The sequence below is a fragment of the Nocardia otitidiscaviarum genome, assembly GCF_007362295.1.
In the GTDB taxonomy this organism is placed as follows: domain Bacteria; phylum Actinomycetota; class Actinomycetes; order Mycobacteriales; family Mycobacteriaceae; genus Nocardia; species Nocardia otitidiscaviarum.
On record NZ_CP041695.1, the window covers coordinates 943,057 to 968,963 of the forward strand.

The 25,907-nt window shown below is 70.3% G+C and carries 18 protein-coding genes and 1 tRNA gene; 11 read left to right on the plus strand and 8 right to left on the minus strand.

Annotated elements, in window-relative coordinates; all coding sequences use genetic code 11:
* Positions 1 to 11: 11 nt before the first annotated feature.
* Positions 12 to 797: an alpha/beta fold hydrolase gene (locus FOH10_RS04140; RefSeq protein ID WP_143979687.1), complete on the minus strand. Its 786-nt coding sequence runs from the start codon at positions 795 to 797 to the stop codon at positions 12 to 14.
* A 116-nt stretch (positions 798 to 913) separates the two neighbouring features.
* Here FOH10_RS04140 and FOH10_RS04145 point away from each other — a divergent pair, with 116 nt between their 5' ends.
* The 5 genes from FOH10_RS04145 (at position 914) to FOH10_RS04165 (ending at position 10,891) form a co-directional block, all read left to right on the plus strand.
* The gene (locus FOH10_RS04145) at positions 914 to 4,762 is read left to right on the plus strand and encodes an ATP-dependent helicase (RefSeq protein ID WP_244962040.1); all 3,849 of its coding nucleotides are present in this window, start codon (positions 914 to 916) and stop codon (positions 4,760 to 4,762) included.
* Complete coding sequence (locus tag FOH10_RS04150; protein ID WP_143983848.1) at positions 4,762 to 8,289, plus strand: ATP-dependent helicase; 3,528 nt, start codon at positions 4,762 to 4,764, stop codon at positions 8,287 to 8,289. The genes FOH10_RS04145 and FOH10_RS04150 overlap by 1 nt, the downstream gene beginning before the upstream one ends.
* 51 nt (positions 8,290 to 8,340) lie before the next feature.
* Positions 8,341 to 9,399, plus strand: a complete 1,059-nt coding sequence (locus FOH10_RS04155; protein WP_143983850.1) for a potassium channel family protein — start codon at positions 8,341 to 8,343, stop codon at positions 9,397 to 9,399.
* Between the two features lie 42 nt (positions 9,400 to 9,441).
* A complete protein-coding gene (nudC, locus tag FOH10_RS04160; protein ID WP_143979688.1) occupies positions 9,442 to 10,350 on the plus strand; it encodes an NAD(+) diphosphatase in 909 nt (302 codons plus the stop codon).
* Positions 10,351 to 10,453: 103 nt separating this feature from the next.
* A complete protein-coding gene (locus FOH10_RS04165) occupies positions 10,454 to 10,891 on the plus strand; it encodes a DUF4189 domain-containing protein (RefSeq protein ID WP_081592653.1) in 438 nt (145 codons plus the stop codon).
* Positions 10,892 to 10,974: 83 nt separating this feature from the next.
* Here the strand turns inward: FOH10_RS04165 and FOH10_RS04170 are convergent, their stop codons facing one another.
* Positions 10,975 to 11,226, minus strand: coding sequence for a mycoredoxin (locus tag FOH10_RS04170; RefSeq protein WP_280525739.1), 252 nt, complete (start codon positions 11,224 to 11,226; stop codon positions 10,975 to 10,977).
* 83 nt (positions 11,227 to 11,309) lie between these two features.
* Here FOH10_RS04170 and FOH10_RS04175 point away from each other — a divergent pair, with 83 nt between their 5' ends.
* The 3 genes from FOH10_RS04175 to FOH10_RS04185 all read left to right on the plus strand — a co-directional run bounded on the left by FOH10_RS04175 (position 11,310) and on the right by FOH10_RS04185 (position 14,471).
* Positions 11,310 to 13,469, plus strand: a complete 2,160-nt coding sequence (locus tag FOH10_RS04175) for an ATP-dependent DNA helicase UvrD2 (protein ID WP_143979689.1) — start codon at positions 11,310 to 11,312, stop codon at positions 13,467 to 13,469.
* A 189-nt stretch (positions 13,470 to 13,658) separates the two neighbouring features.
* Positions 13,659 to 14,024 carry a hypothetical protein gene (locus FOH10_RS04180; RefSeq protein WP_029931675.1) on the plus strand — a complete coding sequence of 122 codons (366 nt, stop codon included), beginning with the start codon at positions 13,659 to 13,661 and terminating at the stop codon, positions 14,022 to 14,024.
* A 177-nt stretch (positions 14,025 to 14,201) separates the two neighbouring features.
* Positions 14,202 to 14,471, plus strand: a complete 270-nt coding sequence (locus tag FOH10_RS04185) for a WhiB family transcriptional regulator (RefSeq protein WP_186000881.1) — start codon at positions 14,202 to 14,204, stop codon at positions 14,469 to 14,471.
* Between the two features lie 117 nt (positions 14,472 to 14,588).
* Here the strand turns inward: FOH10_RS04185 and FOH10_RS04190 are convergent, their stop codons facing one another.
* The 3 genes from FOH10_RS04190 to FOH10_RS04200 all read right to left on the minus strand — a co-directional run bounded on the left by FOH10_RS04190 (position 14,589) and on the right by FOH10_RS04200 (position 19,065).
* A complete protein-coding gene (locus tag FOH10_RS04190; protein WP_143983852.1) occupies positions 14,589 to 15,992 on the minus strand; it encodes an ABC1 kinase family protein in 1,404 nt (467 codons plus the stop codon).
* A 24-nt stretch (positions 15,993 to 16,016) separates the two neighbouring features.
* On the minus strand, positions 16,017 to 16,880 hold the full coding sequence (locus FOH10_RS04195) for a hypothetical protein (RefSeq protein WP_143979690.1): 864 nt from the start codon (positions 16,878 to 16,880) through the stop codon (positions 16,017 to 16,019).
* 751 nt (positions 16,881 to 17,631) lie between these two features.
* Positions 17,632 to 19,065, minus strand: coding sequence for a zinc-dependent metalloprotease (locus tag FOH10_RS04200; RefSeq protein ID WP_143979691.1), 1,434 nt, complete (start codon positions 19,063 to 19,065; stop codon positions 17,632 to 17,634).
* Between the two features lie 85 nt (positions 19,066 to 19,150).
* On the opposite strand from FOH10_RS04200, the gene FOH10_RS04205 reads away from it, so the two are divergent.
* Complete coding sequence (locus FOH10_RS04205; protein ID WP_143979692.1) at positions 19,151 to 20,176, plus strand: YlbL family protein; 1,026 nt, start codon at positions 19,151 to 19,153, stop codon at positions 20,174 to 20,176.
* A gap of 21 nt (positions 20,177 to 20,197) precedes the next feature.
* On the opposite strand, the gene FOH10_RS04210 is transcribed toward FOH10_RS04205, so the two are convergent.
* Positions 20,198 to 20,806 (minus strand): PPA1309 family protein, encoded by a 609-nt coding sequence (locus tag FOH10_RS04210; RefSeq protein ID WP_425326150.1) that lies wholly within the window; start codon positions 20,804 to 20,806, stop codon positions 20,198 to 20,200.
* A 289-nt stretch (positions 20,807 to 21,095) separates the two neighbouring features.
* On the opposite strand from FOH10_RS04210, the gene FOH10_RS04215 reads away from it, so the two are divergent.
* The gene (locus FOH10_RS04215) at positions 21,096 to 24,077 is read left to right on the plus strand and encodes a UPF0182 family protein (protein ID WP_143979694.1); all 2,982 of its coding nucleotides are present in this window, start codon (positions 21,096 to 21,098) and stop codon (positions 24,075 to 24,077) included.
* A gap of 238 nt (positions 24,078 to 24,315) precedes the next feature.
* Here the strand turns inward: FOH10_RS04215 and FOH10_RS04220 are convergent, their stop codons facing one another.
* Positions 24,316 to 24,855, minus strand: coding sequence for a transglycosylase family protein (locus FOH10_RS04220; RefSeq protein ID WP_143979695.1), 540 nt, complete (start codon positions 24,853 to 24,855; stop codon positions 24,316 to 24,318).
* Positions 24,856 to 25,326: 471 nt separating this feature from the next.
* Here FOH10_RS04220 and FOH10_RS04225 point away from each other — a divergent pair.
* Positions 25,327 to 25,400, plus strand: a tRNA-Met gene (locus FOH10_RS04225).
* A gap of 82 nt (positions 25,401 to 25,482) precedes the next feature.
* Here the strand turns inward: FOH10_RS04225 and FOH10_RS04230 are convergent.
* Positions 25,483 to 25,905, minus strand: a complete 423-nt coding sequence (locus tag FOH10_RS04230; RefSeq protein ID WP_143979696.1) for a YbaB/EbfC family nucleoid-associated protein — start codon at positions 25,903 to 25,905, stop codon at positions 25,483 to 25,485.
* Positions 25,906 to 25,907 lie beyond the last annotated feature (2 nt).

Below are 25,907 nucleotides of genomic sequence, written 5' to 3' on the forward strand. Positions count from 1 at the left end.
TCGGTGGGCGGTCACGTGGTCGCCAGCACGGCGCGGACCAGCGCCGCGGTCTCGGCGGGACGGGCCTCCGACACCATATGGTCGCAGTCGAAGTCGTGCACCGTGAGCCGGTCGCCCAGCTGGTCGGTGAGCGCGGCGCGGAAGGCGGGCGGCACGAACGGCGGCCGCACCTTCGCGGCCTGCACCAGGACGGTCGGCATCCCCGCGGGCGGCAGCACGACATCGCGGGCCAGCTGCCCCCAGTACGACAGGACGGCCGGGGCGAACAGCCGCCAGCCGACCCGGCCGCCGCCGGTGGGCATCAGGTGTTCGGCCAGTTCGGCGTCCAACAGCCGCGGTTCCACCTCGGCCCAGCCGGTCTCCAACTTGTCGAACCGCGCGGCCTCGACACTCTCGTAGTCGGGATGCTCGAGCGTGCTGCGGGCGATGTCGTGCAGCAGCACCGGATCGATGCCGATGGCCGGATCGAGCAGGACCAGGGCCCGCACCAGGTCCGGGCGGGCGCGCGCCAGGTGGATCGCCACCGCCCCGCCGAACGAATGCCCGACCACCACCGCGGGTTTGCCGGTCTCGGCGGTCAGCACGGTGACGAGATCGGCGACGACGGTCTCGAAGTCCCACGGCGGCAGCGAGGTCGATCGCCCGTGTCCCCGCAGATCCGGAGCCACCATCCGGACCTCCGGCAACTGCTCCTCGGCCAGCGCCCGCCAGCGGTTCCCGTGCCCGGTCAGGCCGTGCAGCGCCAACACGAGCGGCCCTGTCGAGGGCCCGAAACGATGTACCTGGAGATCGGCCACCGCCCCATTCTGCCGGGTGGGTACGACAGGTGCCGGGTCGGCGGAGTGTGCGAGAACACTCGGCGAAGACCGGGCAAACAATGGTGTCGGGGGCGTCTGTTGAAATAGCCCGCGTGATGCGATCGGATAGCTCGGTGCGATTGGTGCGCCGGGTGCAGACCGCGTCCCACTCCCCGGAGTGGGACGCCGATGTCCGGGAGCTGTTCGACGGCGTGGGACCGGAACCGGGGTGGCGGCCGTGGCAGGTGCTCGGCGGTCCCGGGACGGGCAAGACCGCGCTGCTGGTGGATCTGGCGGCGACCCGGATCATCGCGGGCGAGGATCCGGAGTCGGTGCTGGTGCTCACCTACTCCAAACGGGCGGCCACCGCGGTGCGCAACGCGCTGACCCTCCGCATCGCCGCGCTGGCTCCGGAGCTGGGCGGCGTGCCGGGCGCGACCCGGGCGCCGCTGGTGCGCACCGTGCACTCCTACGCCTTCGGCCTGCTGCGCACGCACGCGGCGACGCACGGCAATCCGCCACCGCGGCTGCTCACCGGATCCGAACAGGACATCGTGCTGCGCGAGCTGCTGCGCGGAGAACTCCAGGACGGCGCGAAGTACTGGCCCGAGCGGCTGCACCCCGCCCTGCCCACCGGCGGCTTCGCCGAACAGTTGCGCGATCTCATGTTGCGCGCCACCGAACGCGGACTCGGACCCGAGGACCTGGTGGAACTGGGGCGCGCCCAACAGCATCCGGAGTGGGTGGCCGCGGGCCGCTTCGCCGAACGGTACGAGCAGACCATGCTGCTGCGCTGGTCGGTCGGCATGGAGACCCCGGAGGCCAGCGCTCCCGCCCTGGACGCCGCCGAACTCGTGGGCGCGGCGCTGGACGCCCTGGTGCTGGACCCGGAGCTGCTCGCCGCCGAACGCGACCGCGTCCGGCACCTGCTGGTCGACGACGCCCAGCACCTGGATCCGCAAGCGGCCCAACTGGTTCGCGCCATCGGCAGCGGCCCCGCCACCGCGGTGATCGCCGCCGACCCGGACCAGTCCGTCTTCACCTTCCGCGGCGCGGACGCCCGCTTCGCCGCCGACCCCGGCGCACCCGAGGACCGCCGCGTCATCCTCCGCGACAACCACCGCAGCGCCCCCGCCATCCAGGAGGCCCTGGCCCGCATCACCGCCCGCCTCCCCGGCACCGGCGTCCACCGCACCCCGCCGGTCACCCTGCGGGTGGTCGACGCCCCCGCCACCGAGCCCGACGCGGCCCGCGACTCCGCACAGGCCACCATATCGGCCAGCACCGCGACCGACCGAGTGGCTGCGCCTGGTACCGACCGAGCCGCTGGGCCGCGTACCGGGTGGGTCGCCGGGCCGGGCTGGGTTGGGTCTGCCCGGGATGTCGGCGCGCGAGACGACCGTGCTGCCGCGTCGGACGCGGCAGCGAGTGCGTACCCGGATACGGCCCGCACCGCGGATACGGGTGTCGGTCACCGTGCCGGAGTCGGTGCGCGGGAGTCTGGCCGCGGTGGCGACATTCCGGCCCTCGAGGGCGAGGTGCGGGTCCACGTCCTCACCACCCCGGCCAAGGAGGCGGCTCTCGTCGCCGACCATCTGCGCCGCGCGCACCTCACCCACGGCGTCCCGTGGTCCCGGATGGCCGTGATCGTCCGCTCCATCCCGCTGTCGCTGGCCCCCCTGCGGCGTGCGCTGCTGGCGGCGGGCGTCCCCGTGCGCCAGCCCCCGCCGGAGGTCCCGCTCGCCCGCCGCCGCGGCGCGGCCTGGGCGCTGCTCACCCTGCGCGCCATCATGGCCAGCGACCCCAGCCGCCACCCCGGCCCCCGCCCCGACGCCTTCACCGCCGACGACGCCCTGGACCTGCTCGCGGGCCCCCTCGGCGGCGCCGACCAGATCAGCCTGCGCCGCCTGCGCCGCGGCATCCGCCGCTCGGTTCTCGAACTCGGCCACCCCACCCGCCGACCCGAACCGGATGCCGACGCGCACGCTTCCGCCCCGGACGATTCGGCAACGGTCGACGGCAGCGAGCCCCGCCCCGGGACGGACCGCGCCGAACCGAGCGGGGCCGCACCGGGCGATGACGCCGGGGCGGACAGCCGAACGCCAGGCACCGGGGCGGCAGTGTCCGGCGGCCGGGAAGATGTCCGAGTCGGGCAGGCTACCGGGCCGGACGGAGAGCGGGAGGCGGAGCGGTTCGCCGATCTCGATCGGTCCTCGGCGGAGATACTGCGGGATCTCATTATCGGCGTGGGGGATCGGGCCGTGCTGGGGCGGCTCACCGAGGTGGAGTCCGCGCCGCTGCGGCGGGTGTTGAAGGCCGTGGGGCGGGGACGCGCGGCGCGGCGGCGCGGGGAGGGGCTGGAGGAGACGCTGTGGGCGGTGTGGACGGCGTCGAACCTGGAGCGGCGGTGGGTGGGGCAGTCCGAGCGCGGGGGAGCGGTCGGGATGCAGGCGGACCGGGATCTGGACGCGGTGGTCGGGCTGTTCGAGGCGGCCGGGGCGTATGTGGACCGGTTGCCGCACGCCACCGTCGAGGGCTTCGTGGAATACCTGGAGCAGCAGGAGATTCCGCAGGACAGTGCACCGCACACCGATCCGGGTGAGGCCGTCACCATCGTCAGCGCGCACGGCGCGGCGGGACGCGAATGGGATACCGTCGCGGTCGCCGGTGTGCAGGAGGGCATCTGGCCCAACCTGCGCCCGCGCGGCACCCTGCTCGGCGTCGAGGAGCTGGTGGATGTCATTGCCGGAGTTGGGAATACCGGCGAACGTCTCAGCCGCGCCGCACCCCTGCTGGCCGAGGAGCGGCGGCTGCTGCTGGTGGCCTGCGGCCGGGCCCGCCGTTCCCTGCTGGTGACCGCCGTCGAATCCGTCACCGGCGACCAGGATCTCACCCCGTCGCGCTTCCTCGCCGAACTCGACGCCGATACCGACCACGGTGCACCGGGCCGCATCCCCGCCCCGGTCGACCCGGGTCGCGCGCTCGCCATGCACGCCCTCATCGCCGAATTACGCGGCGCCGTCTGCGATCCCGAGGCCGATCCGGATCGCGCCGACCGCGCCGCCCGCCAACTGGCCCGCCTCGCCGCCGCCGGTGTGCGCGGCGCACACCCCGACGAGTGGTACGGCACCGCCGACCTCAGCTCCGAGCATCCGCTGTGGGAGATCGAGGACGGCGCCGTCGGTCTCTCCCCGTCCACCGTCGACCAGCTGAAAACCTGCCCGCTGCGCTGGGCGCTGGAACGCCACGGCGGCCAGGACGGCGACAATGTGCACGCCCTCAAGGGCAATCTGGTGCACACCCTGGTGCAGGCCCTGGCCGGACAGGTCGACGAGGCGCAGGTGAAGGCGGCACTGGCCAAGGCGTGGAAGAAGGTCGACCCCAGCTCCCGGGAGGGCGAGAACTGGCATTCCCGCCAGGAACTGCGCCGCACCGAGACCATGGTCGACACCTTCCTGGCCTGGCTGCGCAATACCCGCGACGAACTGACCGCGCTGGGCGTCGAGGTGCCGATCGACCTCACCCTGCCCGCGCGCGGCCCCGACGAACTGCCGGTGCGCATCAAGGGCCGCGTCGACCGCGTGGAACGAGACGCCCTGGGCCGCTTCGTGATCGTCGATGTCAAGACCGGTAAGACGCCCATCTCCAAACAGGCCGCCGAGGACCACGCCCAGCTGGCGACCTATCAGGTCGCCGCCGCCGAGGGCGCGCTCGGTGACGGCGAACCCGGCGGCGCCCGCCTGGTCTACGTGGCCAAGCCGTCCAGTAGGGAGGGCGCCACCCAGCGTGCGCAGCCACCCCTGGACGAGGCGGGAATCGACCGGTGGCGCGGCGTGATCCACGACGCGGCCGCCGCCACCCGCGGCCCCAGCTATCTCGCCATGCGCAATGACGGCTGCCGCCACTGCAAGGTCTCCGGCAGCTGCCCGGTGCAGGACACCGGTCGGCAGGTGACCGACGAGTGATCACCCCCCGGCAACTGGCCGACGCGCTGGGCCTGCCCCCGCCCACCGACGAGCAGGCCGCCGTGATCGCCGCCCCGCCCGGCCCGACCCTGGTCGTGGCGGGGGCGGGCGCGGGCAAGACCGAAACCATGGCCGCCCGCGTGGTGTGGATGGTCGCCAACGGCCTGGTCGAACCCGAACAGGTGCTGGGCCTGACCTTCACCCGAAAAGCCGCCCAGCAGTTGACCACCCGCATCCGCACCCGCCTGGCCCGGCTCGCCGGAGCCCCGCTGGTGCGCGATATCGACCCCACCGGGCACCTGCGCGCCCTGCTCACCGGCTCCGAACCGGAGATCAGCACCTATCACTCCTACGCGGGCCGGTTGCTCACCGAACACGGCCTGCTGCTGCCGGTGGAACCCAACGCCACCCTGCTCAGCGAGACCCAGCTCTGGCAGCTGGCCTATCGGCTCGTCTCGACCTGGGACGGTGACCTCGACATCGACCGCACCCCGGTTTCGGTCACCGAGGCCGTGCTGGCGCTGTCCGGGCAGCTGGCCGAGCACCTGGTGCGGCCGGACCAATTGCGGGACGCCCACCGGGAATTGGACCGCCTCATCCACACCCTGCCCGCGGGTCCCAAGCAGCGCGGCGGACCCAAGAAGGCCCTGCTGGACCTGCTCGCCGTGCAGGAGGAGCGCATCTCGCTGCTGCCCCTGGTGGAACGGCTCGCCGAGGAGCTGCGCCGCCGCGGCGCACTGGATTTCGGTGCGCAGATGTCCCTGGCCGCCCGGCTGGCCGCCGAGCATCCGGAGGTCTCGGCCGCCGAAGGTGAGCGTTTCCGCCTGGTGCTGCTCGACGAATACCAGGACACCGGCCACTCCCAGCGCATTCTGCTGGCCTCCCTCTTCGGCGGCATCGGATCCGATCACGACGACGACCCGGCCGGGAGCGGACGGCTCGCGGTGACCGCGGTGGGCGATCCCATGCAGTCGATCTACGGGTGGCGCGGTGCGTCGGCGGCCAACCTGCCCCGCTTCGCCACCGACTTCCCCTGTGCGCCCGGCATTCCCGCGCCGGTGCTGCCGCTGCTCACCAGTTGGCGCAACCCGCCGGAGGCGCTGGAACTGGCCAATCTGGTGGCCGATCCGCTGCGGCGGCGGGCGGCCGAGGGCGGGGGCGTCACCGTGGACGCCCTGCGCCCGCGGCCCGACGCCACCGACGGCGTGCTCGCCTTCGCCCTCACCGAGACGGTCGCGGACGAACGGGAGTGGGTGGCCGAACGCATCGCGGCCGAATGGGAGGCCGCCGCCGACCTGGGTGCGCAGCCGCCCATCTCGGCGGTGCTGGTGCGCCGCAACGCCGACGCGGCCCCGCTCGCGGAGGCCCTGCGGGAGCGGGGATTACCCGTGGAGATCGTCGGGCTGGGCGGGCTGCTGCATACGCCCGAGGTGGCCGATGTCGTGGCCACGCTGCGGTTGATCGCCGACCCGTCGGCGGGCAGCGCGGCCATCCGCATCCTCACCGGCGCGCGCTGGCGCATCGGCGTCGCGGATATCGCCGCCCTGTTCCGGCGTGCCCGAGAGCTGTCCATTCGACAGCCCGGCGGACAGCAGGCCGCCATCACCGACACCGGGACACTGGACGACGCACTGCGCGAGGTCGCGCCGGAACCCTCCGAACAGGCGGGCCTGGCCGACGCTATTGCCGATCCCGGTGCGGCGGAACAGTATTCACCGCAGGGTTTCGCGCGGATCAATGCCCTGGGCGCGGAGCTCACCGCCCTGCGCGAGCGGAGCGGACAGCCGCTGCCGGAACTGGTCGCGGATGTGGAGCGCACCATCGGGGTGGGCGTGGAGACCCAGGCCCGGCGCGCCGCCGCCGGGGCGGGCGCGGGTCGCGAGCATCTGGACGCCTTCGCCGAGGTGGTCTCCGGCTACGCCGCCGACCATCGCGCCTCGCTGACCGGCCTGCTCGCCTTCCTCGCCGCCGCCGAGGAGGTCGAGAACGGTTTGGAGCCGGGCGAAGTCGAGGTCGCCCGGGACCGGGTGCAGGTGCTCACGGTGCACGCCGCCAAGGGCCTGGAATGGGAGGTGGTGGCGGTCCCGCACGTGGTGGACGGCACCTTCCCGTCCGGCACCGGCACCACCACCTGGATGGGCGCGCTCGCGGAACTCCCCACCGCGCTGCGCGGGGACCGCCAGCGCGACGACGCCGGTGAGGGTGTCCCGGTGCTCGACCTCACCGATATCCACGATCGCGCCGATCTGGAACGCGCCCTGGACGCGCACAAGAAGGCACTGGCCGCCCGCCGCCTCGACGAGGAGCGTCGCCTCTTCTATGTGGCCCTCACCAGAACCGAACGCGCCCTGTTCGTTTCGGCGCACCACTGGGCCGAGACCGGCTCCAAGCCCAAGGGCCCCTCCGACTTCCTGCTCGACCTGGCGCGCGCCGCGGAACAGCCCGGCACGCTGGCCCGCGCCGTTCGCATCGACCGCTGGGACGACCCACCACCCCCCGACACCCCCAACCCGTTCACCGACAACCCGCCCACCGCCACCTGGCCCCGCGACCCCCTCGGCAAGCGCCGCCCCGATATCGAACACGCCGCCGCCCTGGTCCGCGCGGCCCTCGCCGACTTGCGCGCGGAACCGAGCGCGGGTGGGAGGGGCGGTGACGGACCGCCGCACCGGCGTGCCGATCCGCTCGCGGATCTGTCCGTCGACGTCGAAACCGTTGCGGGCGAATCGGACTCCGACGACCCCGATCCCGAAGGCTGGGCGGCCGATGTCGACGCCCTGCTCGCCGAGCACGCCGCGGCCACGCAGGCCGCCCGAGAGGTCGAGCTGCCGGGGCAGCTGCCCGCCACCGCCCTGGTCGACCTGCATGCCGATCCGGCGAAACTGGCTGCCCGGCTGCGGCGTCCGCTGCCGTATCCGCCCAGTCCGTACGCTCGGCGCGGCACCGCCTTCCACGCCTGGCTGCAACGCTGGTTCGGGGCGTCGCGCCTGCTCGGCGTCGACGAACTCCCCGGCGCGTCCGACATCGGCGACACCGACGCCGACCTGGTCCGCCTCCAGGAGGCGTTCCTCGCCTCGCCGTGGGCCGACCGCAATCCCGTCGAGGTCGAGGTGTCCTTCGAAACGACACTGGCGGGCACCGTCCTGCGCGGTCGCATGGACGCCGTCTTCCGGGAACCGGACGGCCGCTGGGTGGTGGTCGACTGGAAGACCGGCGCGGAACCGAAACCCGCCGAGGAGGCCGCCGTCGCCGTGCAGCTGGCCGTCTACCGCGTGGCCTGGGCGCGGCTGCTCGCCCAGCGCACCGGCGCCACCGAGGCCGAGATGCTGGACCGGATCGGAGCGGCCTTCCACTACGTGCGCACCGGCCGCACCATCGCCCCCGAACATCTGCCCGGCCCAGGCGAATTGGCCGGGCTCATCGGCGCCGCCGCACCGCTCGGCCCCGAGCCCGACACACCGGAGGACACGGATCGATCTCCGGACGCGCCCCGTCCGGACATCACATCCCGCCGATCGGACCGGTAGTCTGCCGTCCTGTGCCGCAGCTAGACGCTTTCGGATGGGCCGGTGGTTCCCATGTTCGGTGACTCCTCGCCCGGCCTGGGCAGACTCACCGAGCGCCCCGACTTCGCCCTGGTGGGCGTCCTGCGCATCCCGGAGGCGCAGACCAGCCCCTGGCGGCTGCTGTGGCGCCGGATCGGCATGGCCGTGCTGCTGCTGGCCCTCGCCACCACCGTGGTCTACATCGGGCGCGACGGCTACAACGACAACACCGACGGTGAGCTGTCCCTCATGGACGCGCTGTACTACTCGACGGTTTCGCTGTCCACCACCGGGTACGGCGACATCGCGCCCGTCACCGACAAGGCCCGGCTGGTCAATATCCTGGTCATCACCCCGCTGCGGGTGCTGTTCCTGATCGTCCTGGTCGGCACCACCCTGTCCGTGCTGACCGAACGGTCCCGGCAGGCTTTCAAGATTCAGCGATGGAGGCACACCGTGCGCAATCACACCGTGGTCGTCGGCTACGGCACCAAGGGCCGCACCGCGGTCGACGCCATGCTGGGCGACGGCGTGCAGCCCGCCGAGATCGTCGTCGTCGACACCGACGCCGACATGTTGGAGCGCGCGGCCAACGCGGGCCTGGTGACGGTGCACGGTTCGGCCACCCAGTCCGATGTGCTGCGGCTGGCCGGCGTGCAGAACGCGGCCTCGATCGTCATCGCCGCCAACCGCGACGACACCGCCGTCCTGGTCACCCTGACCGCCCGCGAACTCAATGCCAAGGCCAAGATCGTGGCCTCCATCCGCGAGGCCGAGAACACCCACCTGTTGCGCCAGTCCGGCGCGGATTCGGTGGTGGTGTCCTCGGAGACCGCGGGCCGCCTGCTCGGCATCGCCACCACCACCCCCAGCGTGGTCGACATGATCGAGGACCTGCTCACCCCCGAGGCCGGTTTCGCCATCGCCGAACGCGACGTGGAACCCGAGGAGGTGGGCGGCTCCCCCCGCCACCTCCGCGATATCGTCCTCGGCGTGGTCCGCGAAGGCCAGCTCATCCGCGTCGGCGAACCCGAGGTGGACGCCCTCGAAACCGCCGACAAACTCCTGTACCTCCGCCGCGCCAATCTCTGACGCGAATCCGCCCGGAGCGAAGCGAAGGGCAAAATAGACGCTGTGTCCGTATTTGATCTCAATGCCGTGCCCGTGCTCTCGCGTTCCGCGCTCGATCGGGCGGAGCATCTCCGCGCCGATGAGCAGGCCCTGAAGGAAGGATGGGGGCGGGCGAAGCTGGTGCGCATGAACCGGCGCGGCCAGGTGCGCGTCGAGGGTAATACGGTGGTGCTGGAGGAGGCGGTGACGCTGTCGGCCGAGCCGTCGCCGCATGCGGTGTTCCTGGGTGTGGACGGCGAGATCCACCTGTGGGCGGTGCGCGACAACGAGATCGAGGGGGAGCTGACCGATCTGCGTGCCGTGGGGGCGACGCTCGATCTCGACGATTTCGGCGCCGGTCTGCTCTCCACCGCCATCGCGCTGCTGAACTGGCACGACAAGGCCGGCTACAGCGCGCACGACGGCACGCCGACGCGCGCGTCGAACGCCGGGTGGTCGCGCACCAGCGATTCCGGCCATCAGGAATTCCCCCGCATCGACCCGGCCGTCATCTGCCTCGTGCACGACGGCGGCGACCGGGTGCTGCTGGGCCGCCAGCACACCTGGCCGGAGGGATTGTTCTCGCTGCTGGCCGGTTTCGTGGAGGCAGGGGAATCCCTGGAGCGGTGCGTGGAGCGCGAGATCAAGGAGGAGGTGGGCGTCGATGTGCGCGAGGTCCGCTACCTGGGCTCGCAGCCGTGGCCGTTTCCGCGCTCGCTCATGGTGGGTTTCGCCGCGCAGGCCGATCCCGAACAGCCGCTGCATTTCTCCGACGGTGAGATCGCCGAGGCGCACTGGTTCACCCGCGCCGAGGTGCGCGAGGCGCTGGCGGCCGGTGCGTGGGGCAGTGGCGGCGGCGATGCGCGGTTGCTGCTGCCGGGATCGATTTCCATCGCGCGCACGATTGTCGAATCCTGGGCTGCCGCAGGCTGATTCCCACTATTCGGAACTTGTTGGACAAACAGGACTAATCCCCGTCAAGATCACTGGAACGGCTTTCACGTCGGAAGCCGTTTTCTGATGGGGAGATTTTTCGATGGGTTTTCTGAGTAAGGCCGCCATGAGTCTGGTTGTCTCGGCGGCCGCACTCACGTCCGTCGGCATGGGCACCGCTGCGGCGGAGCCCGGCCCGGACGGATACTGGGGTGCCATCGCCGTCGGCGCGTTCAGCGACTTCACCTCCTACGGTTCGGCCTGGAACTATCCGGATCGGGCGTCGGCCGAGCAGGCCGCGCTCGCCGAATGCGGCTACCGGGGTTGTGAGGTGCTGGCCAGCTGGGCCAATGGCTGCGGCGCGGTCGCCATGAGCGAAGACAAGATGCGCTTCCACGGGGGGACCGGGGTGACCCGTCCCGAGGCGGAGCGGGCGGCGCTCGACAAGCTGGCGGCCGTCAAGCCGCCGCTGCCGTTCCCGTTCACCGGCAGTTCCAGCCCGGAACGCGGTGTGATCAAGGAATCGGTCTGCACCGACTGACCCGGTAGCGCGAAGCCGCACATCCCGAACGGGATGTGCGGCTTTTTCATGGACCGTCCGCGCCGAACCCGGTGCGCGTCGGATCAGCTGATCGCGGCGAGGGCCTGCCGCACGGCGGCCAGGCTGGGATTGGTGGCGGTGGACCCGTCCCGATATTTCACGGTCGGCACCACGTGGTTGCCGTTGTTCACGCTGCCGACGAATTCGGCCGCCGCGGGATTCTCCTCGATATCGATCACCTCGTAGGTGATCCCCGCCTCGTCGAGTTGCTTCCTGAGTCGGCGGCAGTAGCCGCACCAGGTCGTCGAGTACATGGTCAGGTCCGTTGCAGTCACGGGTCGTGCAACGCGCCGGGTGCGGAACCTGTTCCCGGACAGCCGTGGTGTGCGGGGTACGCACGGTGTCGGAGGCGGCTGCCATGATGGAGCGCGTGCCGGCCACCACCACCCAGTCCAGCGATCACCTGCTCGACGAGCTCGATCCGGAGCAGGCGGCGGCCGCCCGTGCCCCGCGCGGCCCGGTCTGCGTGCTAGCGGGGGCCGGGACCGGCAAGACGCGCACCATCACCCACCGCATCGCCCACCTGGTGGCGGCGGGCCACGTGCGCGCCGATCAGGTGCTGGCGGTGACCTTCACCGCGCGGGCCGCGGGGGAGTTGCGCGGGCGGCTGCGGACGCTCGGACTCGGCGGTGACGCCACCCAGGTGCAGGCCCGCACCTTCCACGCCGCGGCGCTGCGGCAGTTGCGCTATTTCTGGCCGCAGGTCATCGGCGATGTGCCGTGGAAGCTGATCGACCGGAAATTCCCCATCGTGGCCCAGGCCGCCCAGCGCGGCGGACTGCCCGCCGACACCGACAGCGTGCGCGACCTGCTCGGCGAAATCGAATGGGCCAAGGGCACACTCGTGGCCCCCGAGGACTACGCCGCCACGGTGGCCCTCCACCACCGCGAGACCCCGTACGACGCGGCCAAGGTCGCGGCCGTCTACGCGGCCTACGAACAGCTCAAGATCACCCCGGACGGCATGCTGCTGGACTTCGACGATCTGCTGCTGCACACCGCCGCCGCCATCGAGGATTTTCCGGCGGTGGCCGAGGAGTTCCGCGGCCGCTACCGCTGTTTCGTGGTGGACGAGTACCAGGACGTCACCCCGCTGCAACAGCGGGTGCTCGACGCCTGGCTCGGCGAGCGCGACGATCTCACCGTGGTCGGCGACGCCAACCAGACCATCTACTCCTTCACCGGGGCCAGCCCGACCTATCTGCTCGACTTCTCCCGCCGCTTCCCGGAGGCGACCGTGGTGCGGCTGGAGCGCGACTACCGCTCCACCCCGCAGGTGGTCTCGCTGGCCAATCGCGTCATCGGCGCGGCGCGCGGCCGCATCGCGGGCACCCGCCTGCAACTCGTCGGCCAACGCGCCGACGGCCCGGAGCCGGGCTTCGCCGAGTACGACGACGAGCCCGCCGAGGCGGCGGCCGTGGCCCGCGCCATCGCGAAACTGCTCGGCAAGGGCGTGCCCGCCGCCGAGATCGCGGTGCTCTACCGCATCAACGCCCAGTCCGAGGTCTACGAACAGGCGCTCACCGAGGCGGGCATCCCGTATCAGGTGCGCGGCGGCGAGGGCTTCTTCCTGCGGCCGGAGGTACGCCAGGCCGTCAGCACGCTGCGTCAGACCGCCGGTCGCGACGACCTGCCCGATGCGCGCGGCGCGGACCTGGTCACCCTGGTGCGGGCCGCGCTGGCTCGGCTCGGGCTCACCACCGAGGAGCCCACCGGCGCGCAGGCCCGCGAACGCTGGTCCTCGCTGGTGGCCCTGGTGCAACTCACCGAGGAGTTGACCGCCCACGACCCGGACCTGGACCTGCCCGGCCTGCTCCGCGAACTCGCCGCCCGTTCGGAGGCCCGGCATCCGCCGACGGTCCAGGGCGTCACCCTGGCCTCCCTGCACGCCGCCAAGGGGCTGGAGTGGGACGCCGTCTTCCTGGTCGGTCTCGCCGACGGCACGCTGCCCATCGCGCACGTGCTCGGTCCGGACAATACCGTCGCCGACGAAGCGGCCCTGGAGGAGGAGCGGCGGCTGCTCTATGTGGGCGTCACCCGGGCCCGGGAGCATCTGCGGCTGTCCTGGGCGCTGGCCCGCACCGAGGGGGGACGCAAGGTGCGCCGCCGCTCCCGCTTCCTCGCCGGCCTGGTCCCCGACGACTCCCCGGCCTCGCGCATCGCCCAGCACACCACCGATCGCCGCGGTCCCAAACGCGTGCATCCCACCTGCCGGATCTGCGGGCGACCACTGCTCAACACCACCGCGACCATGCTCGGCCGCTGTTCCCGCTGTCCGGCCGATCTGGATCCCGCACTGCTGGAAGCGCTGAAGGAATGGCGTAGGGAGAAGGCCGACGAGCTGTCGCTGCCGCATTTCGTGGTTTTCAGCGATACGACCCTGACCGCCATCGCGGAACAGCAGCCGACCGACGACCGCGCTCTGGTCGCCATTCCGGGTATCGGGGCGAAGAAGTTGCAGGCGTACGGCGCGGAGGTGATCGCCATCGTGCGGTCGCGGCTGCGCGCCTCCTCGTAGTTCCCGCGGCGATGCCCCCAGCTTCGGGGGCTTGCCTCGCAAGAGGTGCGACAGGGCACAAAAACGCAGGTCAAAAATAGGTTGTGCACTGATGTATCGCCCGCTTAGGGTGGTTGTCATGCACCCGGGGTGTCACCCCGCATGCATGAACACTTTCGATCGCAACGAGTTCAGGAGGGAGGCAGACCAATGACCACGAACGCAATGTCGACGACTTTGTCGATGCAAGCGATTGCGCCGTCCGTCGTGTCGGCCTCCCGGGGGATCCTCGCGCAGGGGATTCGTCTGTCCAGCGTGCGCGGCAGTGGCATCGGCGTCTCCGAATTCCGCAAGGTTTTCGAAACCGGACGTTATGCGCCGTCGCACATCGTCATGCAGGACAAGCCCAAGGGTGACTGGCAGCCGACCGCTGATCAGCCGATCGCTGATTTCGCCGTCTTCGGCGCCACCGCAGAGGCCGGACTCCGTCCGGTGCATCTGCCGGCGGCAGCCCGCACCCGCAATGCCCACCCAGCGACCGTGATCAGGCGTCGACACCGAAGTCGACCCAGGTAGGGAACACTCCCTGACCTCCGGCCACGGATCGCCCAGAAGCGAAACCGTGGCCACAGATTCAACGGCCCTTCAGCCACAGGCACCGGTTTCGCGGAAGACAACGCAACGACCGCTGCACGAGCTGAAGGAGAAGACGTGTCCACCACGGTCATCCGTGAACGCGCGACATGCCGAAACGTGACCCCGACCACCCGCACCCGCCGGGGAGTCGCTCTCAACATCCCCTGCCGGGTCGGCAACCCCGACCTCTGGTTCGCGGAGAGCCCCGCTCAGCTGGAAGAGGCCAAGGCGCTGTGCGCCTCCTGCCCGATCCGTCAGGGCTGCCTGACCGCCGCCCTGGATCGCGGTGAGCCGTGGGGCGTGTGGGGCGGTGAGATCTTCGACCAGGGTGTCGTGATCGCCCGCAAGCGGCCGCGTGGCCGCCCGCGCAAGGTCGCGGTGGCGTGATGCCCCTCCGCAACGGGGGGACGGAACACATACGACCCGCTCACTTCGCAGTGAGCGGGTCGTTGTACGTTCGGGGTCCGGCCGCGATGGCTGTATCGCTGTGGGGGAAAGTCTTTTTCAGCTCGCCCGGCGGTTCTCGGCGTACCCCGGCACCCAGTCGTGCATGAGTTCCATGAACGGCACCTCGGCGTCCAGCTGGGCGCAGATGCCCACCGAGCCGCCCAGCACCCGGAAGATCATCACGTGCTCCGCCGGAAGCTGTAGGGCGCGAGCGGTTTTCATCTCCGCACTGGTGATGTCGGTGGCCTTGCCCGCCACCCGCTGCATCCACCGCCGGGTGAAGTGGAAGGTCTCGGTCTGGATGGGATCGGTGAACGGCCGCAGATAGTCCTGAATCTCCTGATGGCTCAGGCGCTTTCCGGGAATCACCCAACCGTGGGCGTGCAGCAGTTCGGTGAGTTCGTCGAAACGCTCCTCCACGGCCAACGCCACCATCTGTCCCAGAATCGGCGGGAAGCCCTGTGGCAGTGGCGCGCACGCGCCGTAGTCGATGACCGCGAGACGGCCGTCGGCGAGCATCATGAAATTGCCCGGATGCGGGTCGGCGTGCAGCAGCCCGGCGATCGCCGGGGAGGAGAAGTGGAACTCGGCCATCAGCCCGGCCACCCGATTGCGCAGTTCCAGGGTGCCCGCCGGGTCCTGCTCGCCCTGCTTGATGATGGTCGAGACCGGGGTGGCGTCGTCCAGCCATTCGGTGACCACCACCTTGGGCGCGCTGGCCACCACCTTGGGCACCAGGAAGCGCGGATGCCCGTCGAAGGCCTTGGCGAACTGCCGCTGATGGCCCGCCTCGATGCGGTAGTCGAGCTCCTCTTCGGTGCGCTCGCTGATCTCGGCCAGAATCGGCTTCACATCCGCGCCCGGAATGAGCGAGCCGATCATGCCCGCCATGCGGTTGAGCGTCTTGAGATCCGCGCGCAGTGCCTCGTCCGCGCCCGGATACTGGACCTTCACCGCGACGATGCGGCCGTCGGACCATTCGGCCTTGTGCACCTGGCCGATACTGGCCGAGGCGGTGGGCTCGTCGTCGAAATGCTTGAACCGCTGCCGCCAGGCGGTGCCGAGCTGCTGGTCCAGCTGTTTGTGCACGGCGGCGGCGGGCATGGGCGGCGCGGCGGCCTGCAACTTGGTGAGGGCCTCGCGATAGTGCTCGCCGAACTCCTCCGGTACGGCGGCCTCCATGACGCTCAACGCCTGGCCGAACTTCATCGCCCCGCCCTTGAGCTCACCGAGCACCGCGAACAGCTGTTCGGCGGCCCGCTGGTTCAGCTCGGCGTTGATCTCCTTCTTGTCGCCCCCGGCGAGTTTGCGACCGAACCCTACGGCCGCCCGGCCCGCGATACCGAGTGGAATCTTGGCCAACTTGGCATTGCGGGAGGAGCGGCGGCTCACAATCTCAGACACGTCCCCATCATTGCCGACGTACCAGCCGATGTGCCATGGGAATTGGCTGATCTTCATCGACTCCATAGATAGTGTCCTCCATCACACTTCGACCTGAACTGGGCTTTTCCGACAATGGCAGGACGGGTGGGGCGGCCAGGTGCGGCGGTCGAGCCGTCGGGAATCCAAATTCAGCTCCAGGGTGGCGTTCAGCACGGTGGGCGGACGGTCGGGCTCGCCCGCCGCGACGGCCTCGATCTCGGCCAGCGCCAGGCCCGCGGTGGCCGCGATACCGGCCGCGCTGGCCTGGCCGACCCGCCCCAGCAGCTGCGCCGCCAGGTGCGGCCACTCCGGTTCGCGGTCGGCTCGATACCGGTCCGCGCACGACAGGCAACTGGTGACACCGGGCAGCACCAGCGGGCCGATGACGCCGTGACTGTCCCGAACGCAGACCTGCACATGCGGAATACGCAGCCGCACCAGCCTTTCCACCAGATCCGGAGCGGGCACCAGGGTGTCGGCCAGCACCACCAGTTGCGGCCGCCATGCGGTGGGCGGTGACTGTCCACGGGAGTGACTGGGACGCATGCCCATCCGCCGCAGACCGAGCAGCAGGGCGTCGGACAGCGGGCCGCGCCCGTGTAGATGCACCCCGCCCAGGAGCCGGATGCCCCCCACTCGTTCGGCACCGGCACCGGCGAGCAGTCCGGCCGTCCGCATCTCCGCCAGCACCCCGCGCACGGTATCCGCCTCGATGCCGAGTTCGCGTGCGCGCCACAGAATGCGCGGATAGGTGCACAGTCCGTCCAACAGTCGCAGGAAGGCCAGCACCCGCTGGGTGTCGACCCCGGGTAGCCGCAGGATCAGCGCCCGACCCGGATCCCACCCCACCTGAACCCCACCGTCACGCCGCACCAGCACCGGATAGCGCGGGTGCAGCATCGGCCCCTGGACACGCATGCTCATACCCCGAAGTATGCGCGCCCCGGCCCCGACGCCAGCCCGCGAAAACACCTGCTGATCAGGCACTCGAACGGCTATCCACAGGCCGATAGCCCGCCCGGGACATTGTGCACAACACCCCCGGGCTTCCACCTACTCGCGCGCCGCACGGCGACGGCCGCCCCGCCCAACGCACGGTACCTCGCTCCCGCGGAGACCCACCCGCGCGCCTCTCGCCGCACGCCGCCGCCCCGCACGCCGCACGCCGCATGCCTCTCGCTGGTCACAAGTCGCCGCCGCGCCGGTCGCCGCCCCACCAATTGCGCGCCGCCATGCTGTTCGCTGCATGCTGCTCCGCCGCGCTGTTCGCCGCTCGCCACGTGTTCGCCGTGTGTCGGTCGCCGTGCGCCGCAGCGTCGGTCGCCCGCCTGCCGCTCGTCGTCCGCCGGGTGCCGCTTGCTCATCGCTGTCGCGCCGTGTCCCGTGTGCTGGTCGCTGTTGTGCCGTGTGCCGTGTGCTTCTGGTCGTCGCCGTCGCGCCGCATGCCCGCGCGCCGCATGCTGATCACTCGTCGCCCGCACGCCGCACGCCGGGTCGCCGCGCGCCACGCATTGCCGAGCCGCTCGCCGCGCGCCATGTACTGCCGAGCCGCTCGCCGCTCGCCGCATGCTGGTCGCCGCGTGTCGATCGCTGTTCGCCAAGCGCCTTTCACGGTCGCCGTCCGCCGAAAAACGAACGGCCGGAGCGTTGTTCGCTCCGGCCGTAGTCGCCGTTGTCAGGCGTCGTCGTCGCCCTTGCGCATGTCGATGTCCCCGGCGTCGCGGTCGTTCCCGCCGTTGCCCTGCTTCTCGTCGCGTTCTTGCTTCTCGCGGGCCTCGGTCTCGGCCAGCTGTGCCAGCGGATCGTCGAAGGCCGCGGTGCCGCCGCCGATCACCGAGTCGATGAATCCGGCGGGGGAGTCCAGGTCCGAGGAGTGCGGTAGCAGGTCGGGATGCGCCCAGACCCCATCGCGCTTCTCGATGCCCGCGTCGGTGGTCAGTCGCCGCCACAGCGCGGCCGCCTCGCGCACCTTGCGCGGCCGCAGCTCCAGCCCGACCAGGGTCGCGAAGGTCTGTTCGGCCGGACCGCCGGTGGCGCGGCGGCGGCGCAGCGTCTCCGCGAGCGCGCCCGCGCCCGGGAGCCGGTCGCCGACGGCATCGGTCACCACGACCTCGACCCAGCCCTCGATCAGCGCCAGCAGCGTCTCCAACCGCTCCAGCGCCGCCTTCTGCTCGGGCGTGGTCTGCGGTTCGAAGGTGCCCTGCGACAGCAGCTCCTCCAGTTTCGACGGATCCGCCAGCGACATCGGGTCGATGCTCTGCGCGGCCTGCTCGATGGCCGAGAAGTCCATGCGGATGCCGCGGGCGTAATCCTCCACCGCGCCCAGCACCTGCTGGCGCAGCCACGGGACATGCGCGAACAGGCGCTGATGGGCGACCTCGCGCGCGGCCAGATAGACCAGGATCTCGCTCTCCGGCCGCTCCAGACCCGCGCTGAACTCCGAGACGGCGGCGGGCAGCAGCGCGGCGGTGCCGTCCGGGCCGAGCGGCAGGCCGATATCGGTGGAGGTCAGCACCTCCTTGGCCAGCTGACCCAGCGCCTGGCCCAGCTGCGAGCCGAACGCCAGCCCGCCCATCTGGCTCAGCATGCCCATCATGGGCCCGGCGAACTGCTTGGCCTCCTCGGGCAGTGTGGAGGTCCACATGCCCGAGATCTGCTCGGCCACCGGATCGCACAGCCGCTTCCAGGTGGGCAGCGTCTCCTCGAGCCAGTCGTTGGCGGTCCACGCGACGGCCTTGGTCGCGCCCGCGGGCAGCGTGGTGGCGGCATCCAGCCACAGTTCGGCCAGGTGCGCGGCATCGGTGACGGCGCGGCGGGTGCCCTCGGTCACCGGGCTGACGCCCGCGCCCAGCTGCTGGCGGGCCAGCCGCTTGGCGACGTCGTAGTTCACCGGACCCGATTGCGCGCCCGGCTGACCCATCCCGCTGAACATCGCGCCCAACTGGCTGAGCATCTGCCCGAGTTGCGACGGGTCGAAGCCGCCCGCACCGCCCGGTCCGCCGATCATGAAGCCGAACGGATCGTTCGGTCCGGACCCCGACTCGTCGCCCGGCTTCTTGCGCTCCGGATCGTCGTCGCGGTTCGAGAATCCGAACGGATAGTCACTCATACCCACTACGGTACTGGAGCCCGGCGGAGGGCAATCCGCGCAGCGGTGCGTCGCGATCGCGCCCATCACCAGTACCCTTGGCCCGGTGAACCGTCGGATATTCACCCTGCTCGCCGCTCTGATCCCCATTCTGATCCTGGGGGCTGTGGGTAGCGCCGTCACCGTCCCGTTCGTGGCGCTCGGTCCTGGCCCGACGTTCGACACGCTGGGTGAGGTCGGTGACAAACCCGTGGTCGAGGTGCGGGGAGTGCCGGTCGACGAGACCACCGGGCACCTGAATATGACGACGGTCTCCGTTCGCGACGGGCTGAATATCTTCGAGGCGTTCGGGCTGTGGCTGAGCGGTCAGCAGGGCTTGGTGCCGCGCGCGGAGGTGTACCCGCCCGGTATCTCCCGCGACGAGGTGGACAAGTCCAACAAGCTGGATTTCAAGCGCTCCGAGGACAATGCCGAGCTGGCGGCGCTGCACTATCTGGACATGCCGACCGTGGTGACGGTGCGCTCGGTGGCGGAGGACGGCCCCTCCAAGGATGTGCTGAAGGAGGGTGACGAGCTGATCAGCCTGGACGGCAAACCCCTCACCGCGGTGCAGGATCTGCTGGACGCGGCGGCGTCCGCCAAACCCGGGGCGACGGTGCCGATCGTGATCAAACGTGACGGCGTGGAGCAGACCGTCCAGCTCACCGTCGGCGCGCGGCCCGACGATGCGGAGAAGGGCTACCTGGGCGTCACCCCGACCGAGGCGGCGGTCGGCCCGCTCGAGGTGGACTTCAACCTCTCCGAGGTCGGCGGGCCCTCCGCCGGGCTCATCTTCAGCCTGGCGCTCATCGACAAGCTCACCCCGGGTGAACTCAACGGCGGCAAGTTCGTGGCGGGTACCGGCACCATCGATCCGGCGGGCGAGGTCGGCCCGATCGGCGGCATTCAGTACAAGATGATCGCCGCCCGCGAGGCCGGCGCCGAAACCTTCCTGGTCCCCGCCGCCAACTGCAACGAGGCCACACAGCGCAAGCCCGACGGCCTGCGCCTGGTCCGTGTCGAAACCCTCAGCGGCGCAATCGAATCCCTGGAGAGCATCAACGCGGGCAAAGACTTCCCCACCTGCGAGTAGGCGCGATGCCGCCCCGCGGCGTCAGTCCTCCGGCTCGTTCTCCAAGGTGTGCCGCAGCGCCTCGATGATGTTGGGAGCCAGGTTGGGCGCGGTACGCAGGTCGAGGTCGCCGAACGGGTCTTCCTCGTCCTCGGTGGGTCGAACGTGCAGCAGCGACAGCGCGGTGCCGTCGCGGAGCACACCCGCGAAGAGGCGGGCCTCGCGGCGGTCGGGGTGGTTGTCGGCGGCGCGGCGTCCCGCGGCGTCGGCGGCGTCACGGTCGGCGAGCAGCGGCGCGATGGCATCGTCGAGGGTCTGCTCGGCGGTGGGCGGCAGCACCAGGATCTCCTGCACCAGCACCACCCCCTGCACCGCGGCCGGCCAACTGGTGGTGGCCAGGAACTCGTCGAGCGCCATCGGATCCCCGGACACGTCCTCCGGCAGCGGATCCTGCGCGATGGGGGTGTAGGCGTTGCCGCCGTCGAGCTGATCCAGCAGCGCGGGCTCCGCCGCCACCAGATCCTCGGTCGGCACCAGGGCGAACAGCTGCGGCGGCCGATCCCACCCTTCACCGTCGACGAACTCGGCCACTTCGCGGATACACCGGTACAGGGCAGACGCTGACCATTGCTCGGGATTCACACGCCCAATCCTCGCATCGGATACCGAGTGTCCATTGCGGGGGTCACGGCCCGCCTCGCCGCGTGTCGACTTGCCGCGGCACACGCCCCCGCGCTCATCATCGCGTGCCGCGCGCCGCCCGCCGCCCCCGTGCTCACGCTGCACGACGGCAGCGGGAGCGCGATGTTTCTCCCCATGTGGGGTTCGCGGCTCGCGAACATCGGGTGTGCCCCATCCACTGCCGGGTGTTTTACGTAGAGTGGGGCGCGAAAGGTCTCGTGGGACCACCATCGATCACCGGACTCAGGAGCGTGGCACCGTGGGCATGCGCCCCCCGACAGGCTTACCTTCGCTGTCTCGACGCAGCCGAGTACTGCTGGTCGCAGCACTCGTCATGGCCGCACTGCTGCTGGTGGGCCCCCGGCTCACCGACGCGTACACCAACTGGCTGTGGTTCGGCGAGGTGGGTTTCCGCGACGTGTACCACCGCGTCCTGCTGACCCGGATCCTGCTGTTCCTGGTGGTCACCATCGCCGTCGCCGCCATCATCTGGGTGGCGCTGCTGCTGGCGTACCGCACCCGCCCCATGTTCCTGCCACCGGCCGGCCCCGGCGATCCGATCGCCCGCTACCGCACCACGGTCATGAGCCGACTTCGCCTGTTCGGCGTCGGCATCCCGCTGGTGATCGGTCTGCTGTCCGGTCTGGTCGCGCAGTCGAGCTGGGTGACGGTGCAGCTGTTCCTGCACGGCGGTTCCTTCGGCCAGAAGGATCCGCAGTTCAATCTCGACATCGGCTTCTACGCCTTCGACCTGCCGTTCTACCGCTGGGTCCTGAACTGGCTGTTCGTCGCCGTGCTGATCGCGTTCTTCGCGAACCTGGTGACCCACTACGTCTTCGGCGGTCTGCGCCTCACCGGCCGGGAGGGCTCGCTGAGCACCGCGGCGCGGGTGCAGCTGGCGGTGCTGGCCGGAATCTTCGTGCTGCTCAAGGCGATCGCGTACTGGTTCGACCGCTACGCCCTGCTGTCCAGTCAACGCAAGGAACCCACCTTCACCGGTGGTTCCTACACCGATATCAACGCGGTGTTGCCCGCCAAGCTCATCCTGCTGTCCATCGCGGTGATCTGCGCGGTCGCCTTCTTCGCCGGCATCGTGTTGAAGGATCTGCGGGTTCCGGCGATGGCGGCGGCGCTGCTGGTGCTGTCCTCGGTGCTGGTGGGCGCGGTGTGGCCGCTGCTGGTGGAGCAGTTCTCGGTGCGCCCGAACGCGGCCACCAAGGAAGCCGCCTACATCGAGCGCAATATCGAGGCGACCAGGCAGGCGTACGGAATCACCGACGACAAGGTCGAATACGTCGACTACAAGGGCGTCGCCCAGAACACCAACGGCACGAGCATGTCGGCCGCCGACCGCGCCACCATCGCGAATATCCGCCTGCTCGATCCGAACCTGATGCAGGCCACCTTCATTCAGCGCAACCAGCAGCTGCAGAACTTCTACGGCTTCCCCGATCCGCTGGACGTGGACCGCTACGAGGTCAACGGCGAGATGCGCGACTTCATCGTCGCGGCCCGTGAATTGCAGCCGCAGAACCTGTCCGGCAACCAGACGGACTGGATCAACAAGCACACCGTGTACACGCACGGCAACGGTTTCGTGGCCGCGCCCGCGAACCGCGTGAACGTGGCCCCGCCCAAGGAGTCCGAGCAGGCGCAGCAGGCGGCGGGCGAATCGGGCGGCTACGGCTACCCGGTCTTCGACGTGGACGGTCTGTCGACGGTCAGCGATCTGTTCATTCCGAAGGAGCGGCAGGCGATTCCGGTCGACGAGCCGCGCATCTACTACGGCGAGCTGATCTCCAAGAGCGACGCGGACTACGCCATCGTCGGTGCCAACGGTCAGCCCGCCCGCGAGTACGACAAGCCCGACTCGCAGTACACCTACGACGGTGCGGGCGGTGTGCCGCTGGGCAACTGGGTCAACCGCTTGGCCTTCGCCGCCAAGTACGCCGAGCGCAACATTCTGTTCTCCGGCGTGATCGGCCCCGATTCGAAGATCATCTTCAATCGCAATCCGCGGGACCGCGTGGAGCAGGTCGCACCGTGGCTGACCGCCGACAGCGACGCCTACCCGGCGGTGGTCGACGGCCGCATCGTGTGGATCGTCGACGCCTACACCACCCTGGACAGCTACCCGTACGCGCAGCGCACCTCGCTGGACGGCGTGCTCGAGGACAGTATCGACCAGACCACCGGGCGACTGCTGCCGCGCAAGGAGGTCAGCTACATCCGCAACTCGGTGAAGGCGACCATCGACGCCTACGACGGCACCGTGAAGCTGTACGAGGTCGACTCCACCGATCCGGTGCTGCAGGCGTGGCGCGGCGTGTTCCCGAACGCGGTGACGCCGGAGAGCGAGATCTCGCCGGAGCTGCGGGCGCACTTCCGCTACCCCGAGGATCTGTTCAAGGTGCAGCGTGAACTGCTGTCGAAGTACCACGTGAACGATCCGCGCGAGTTCTTCACCAACAACGCCTTCTGGTCGGTGCCCAACGATCCGACGGTGGAGGGTGCGGCCGCCAACGCCCATCAGCCCCCGTACTACCAGCTGCTCGGCGACCCCGAGACCGGCAAGCCGATGTTCACGCTGACCAGCGGCATGGTGGGCTTCCGCCGCCAGTTCCTGTCGGCGTACCTGCAGGCGCATTCGGATCCGGAGAACTACGGCAAGATCACCGTGCTGCAATTGCCACCGGGTTCGGAAACCCCCGGCCCCGGACAGACGCAGACGTCGATGACCACCGCCGACGAGGTCTCCCGTGACCGCAACCTGCTCACCGGTGGCAATGTCAACAAGATCCGCTACGGCAATCTGCTGACCCTGCCGGTCGGCAACGGCGGCATCCTGTACGTCGAGCCGTGGTATCTGGAACGCAACGCCGGTGCCGGCGCCCCGACCTTCCCGCAGCTGGTGAAGGTGCTGGCCAGCTACCGCGACAAGGTGGGCTACGGCTCCACGGTGCAGGAGGCCCTGGACAAGGTGCTGCCCGGCACCGGCAGCGCCGCCACCAACCAGCCCGGCCAGCAGGGCACCACGCCACCGCCGAACCAGGGCACGACACCGCCGCCCGATCAGGGCACGACGCCACCGCCCGCGGGCCGGGACGCCGCGGTCGCGCAGATCGACAGCGCTCTGAGGTCGGTGCAGGACGCCCAGAAGTCGGGTGATCTGGGTGAGCTCGGCCGCGCCCTGGAACGACTGCAACAGGCCGTGGACGCGTACGAGAACTCCGGCGGATAGGCACTATTCGCCGCTGACCGAGAAGGGCGCTGTCGTCGGTGGACGACAGCGCCCTTCTTCGTGCACGGGTCGCGATGCCGCCGGACCCCGAGGGTTGGGTGGCTGCCTCTGGCGACTCGGGCGACTGACCGTGAGACAGCAGAAGGCGCTGCCATCGCCACGAGATGGCAGCGCCTTCGCGAGTCCGCTGGAGCGGGAGGAGGTCCGCTTCCGGGACAACGTGCGCCGAAGCGGCGACTTATCCGCCGATGGACTCGATGAGCCCGGCGTTGTCGGCGAGGATCTGGTGGTACTGGCCCTCGACGCCGAACTGGCGGGCCAGCTCGCCACCGGTGGCCGTGGCCTGGTCGATGAGGGCCTGGGCGTCATTGACGGGCGCGGGGGCGGGAGCCGGGGCGGGGGCGGCCGGTTCCGGGGCGGGCTCGGGCTCGGAGGTGCCCGCGCGCAGGTACTGGCCGCACACGGGCCAGGCGCCGACGCCCTGGGTCTGGAGCACATTCTCGGCGACGCGGATCTGCTCCGCCTTGCTGGCCTGGTGGGCGTAGCCGGTGCCGCCGTTGGCGACCCAGGTGCTGTGCGAGAACTGCAGGCCACCGTAGTAGCCGTTACCGGTATTGATTCCCCAGTTGCCGCCGCTTTCACACTGGGCAACACCGTCCCAGTCGTGGGTCGGCGCGGCCGACGCGGAGGCGGAAAGACCGAACGGGACGGCAACAAGGGCGCCGGTGACGGCCGCGAGGCCCAGAGCGCGAGTGTTGATCTTCCGGTTCTGTTTCATGGTGGTGTCCCTCCCTGCGCCCACCGACTCCGCCGGATCGCTCCGTCGTGTCCCTGTCCCCAGGAGGTCGGGGTGCCCGTACCGCGGGACAGGGTCTCCGGCGTGCGGCGGTTCGGGTCGGCTGCCCATCACGGTTTGATCCGGGCCGAGCATGACGATAACGAGTAAATCTCAACAGATCACGTCTTGATAACTCTTGAATTGCATGATGCGAATAACGCGAAAAACATCATTGATGCAGCGCAGCTATGCTGCATTCGCAAATCCCAAACGGTCTGTTATCTACCCGTGATGTGTTCTATATCACTCCGAAATTGTGACATGCTTCACGTTTCCGACGGGGTCCCGCCTGGGAATCGCGCGACCCACTCGCCAACCCCGTCCCGTGATCATCTTCGCAACCCAGAAAAACCACCCTGAACAGCAGATTTGCATCCCTTCCGCGACCGTGTGTAATGTTGTGTTCACCGACGCGGGGTGGAGCAGCTCGGTAGCTCGCTGGGCTCATAACCCAGAGGTCGCAGGTTCAAATCCTGTCCCCGCTACTAGCGAACGGCCCCGGAACCACTGGTTCCGGGGCCGTTTTCGTCAACCGCCGGCTTGCGGGTGCTGGTGGGGCTGATCGCTTCACGATCGCGGCAAGTCCCCGGGCTCGTCCGGTTCGCGCAGACTCGGCGCGCCGGGCACCAGATCCGGAAGATCGGGCAGGTGTTCCGCGGCGCCGGCGACGGGGGCGAGAAGCTCCCGGTGCCGGTCGTGCGCCAGCCGAGCTGCCGCCCGCCCCGCCTGGGTGACCGACGCGGCCAGCTTCTCCGGTTCGTTGCGCAGCGCACCCGCCGCGAACCGGACGTCGGTGAGCACCCCGGCGACGTCGACGGTCACCTCCACCAGGCCATCGGCCGACGTGGCCGTGCACCGCACCGCGTCCAGCTGCTCGACCACGCGGGCCAGACGCGCGTGCTGCTCGTCGACGGCGTCGAGGATGTTGTTGACCCGATTACGTATCGCGTGGTCACCGGCGCGCAGACTGTCCTTTTCCCACCGCTCCATCG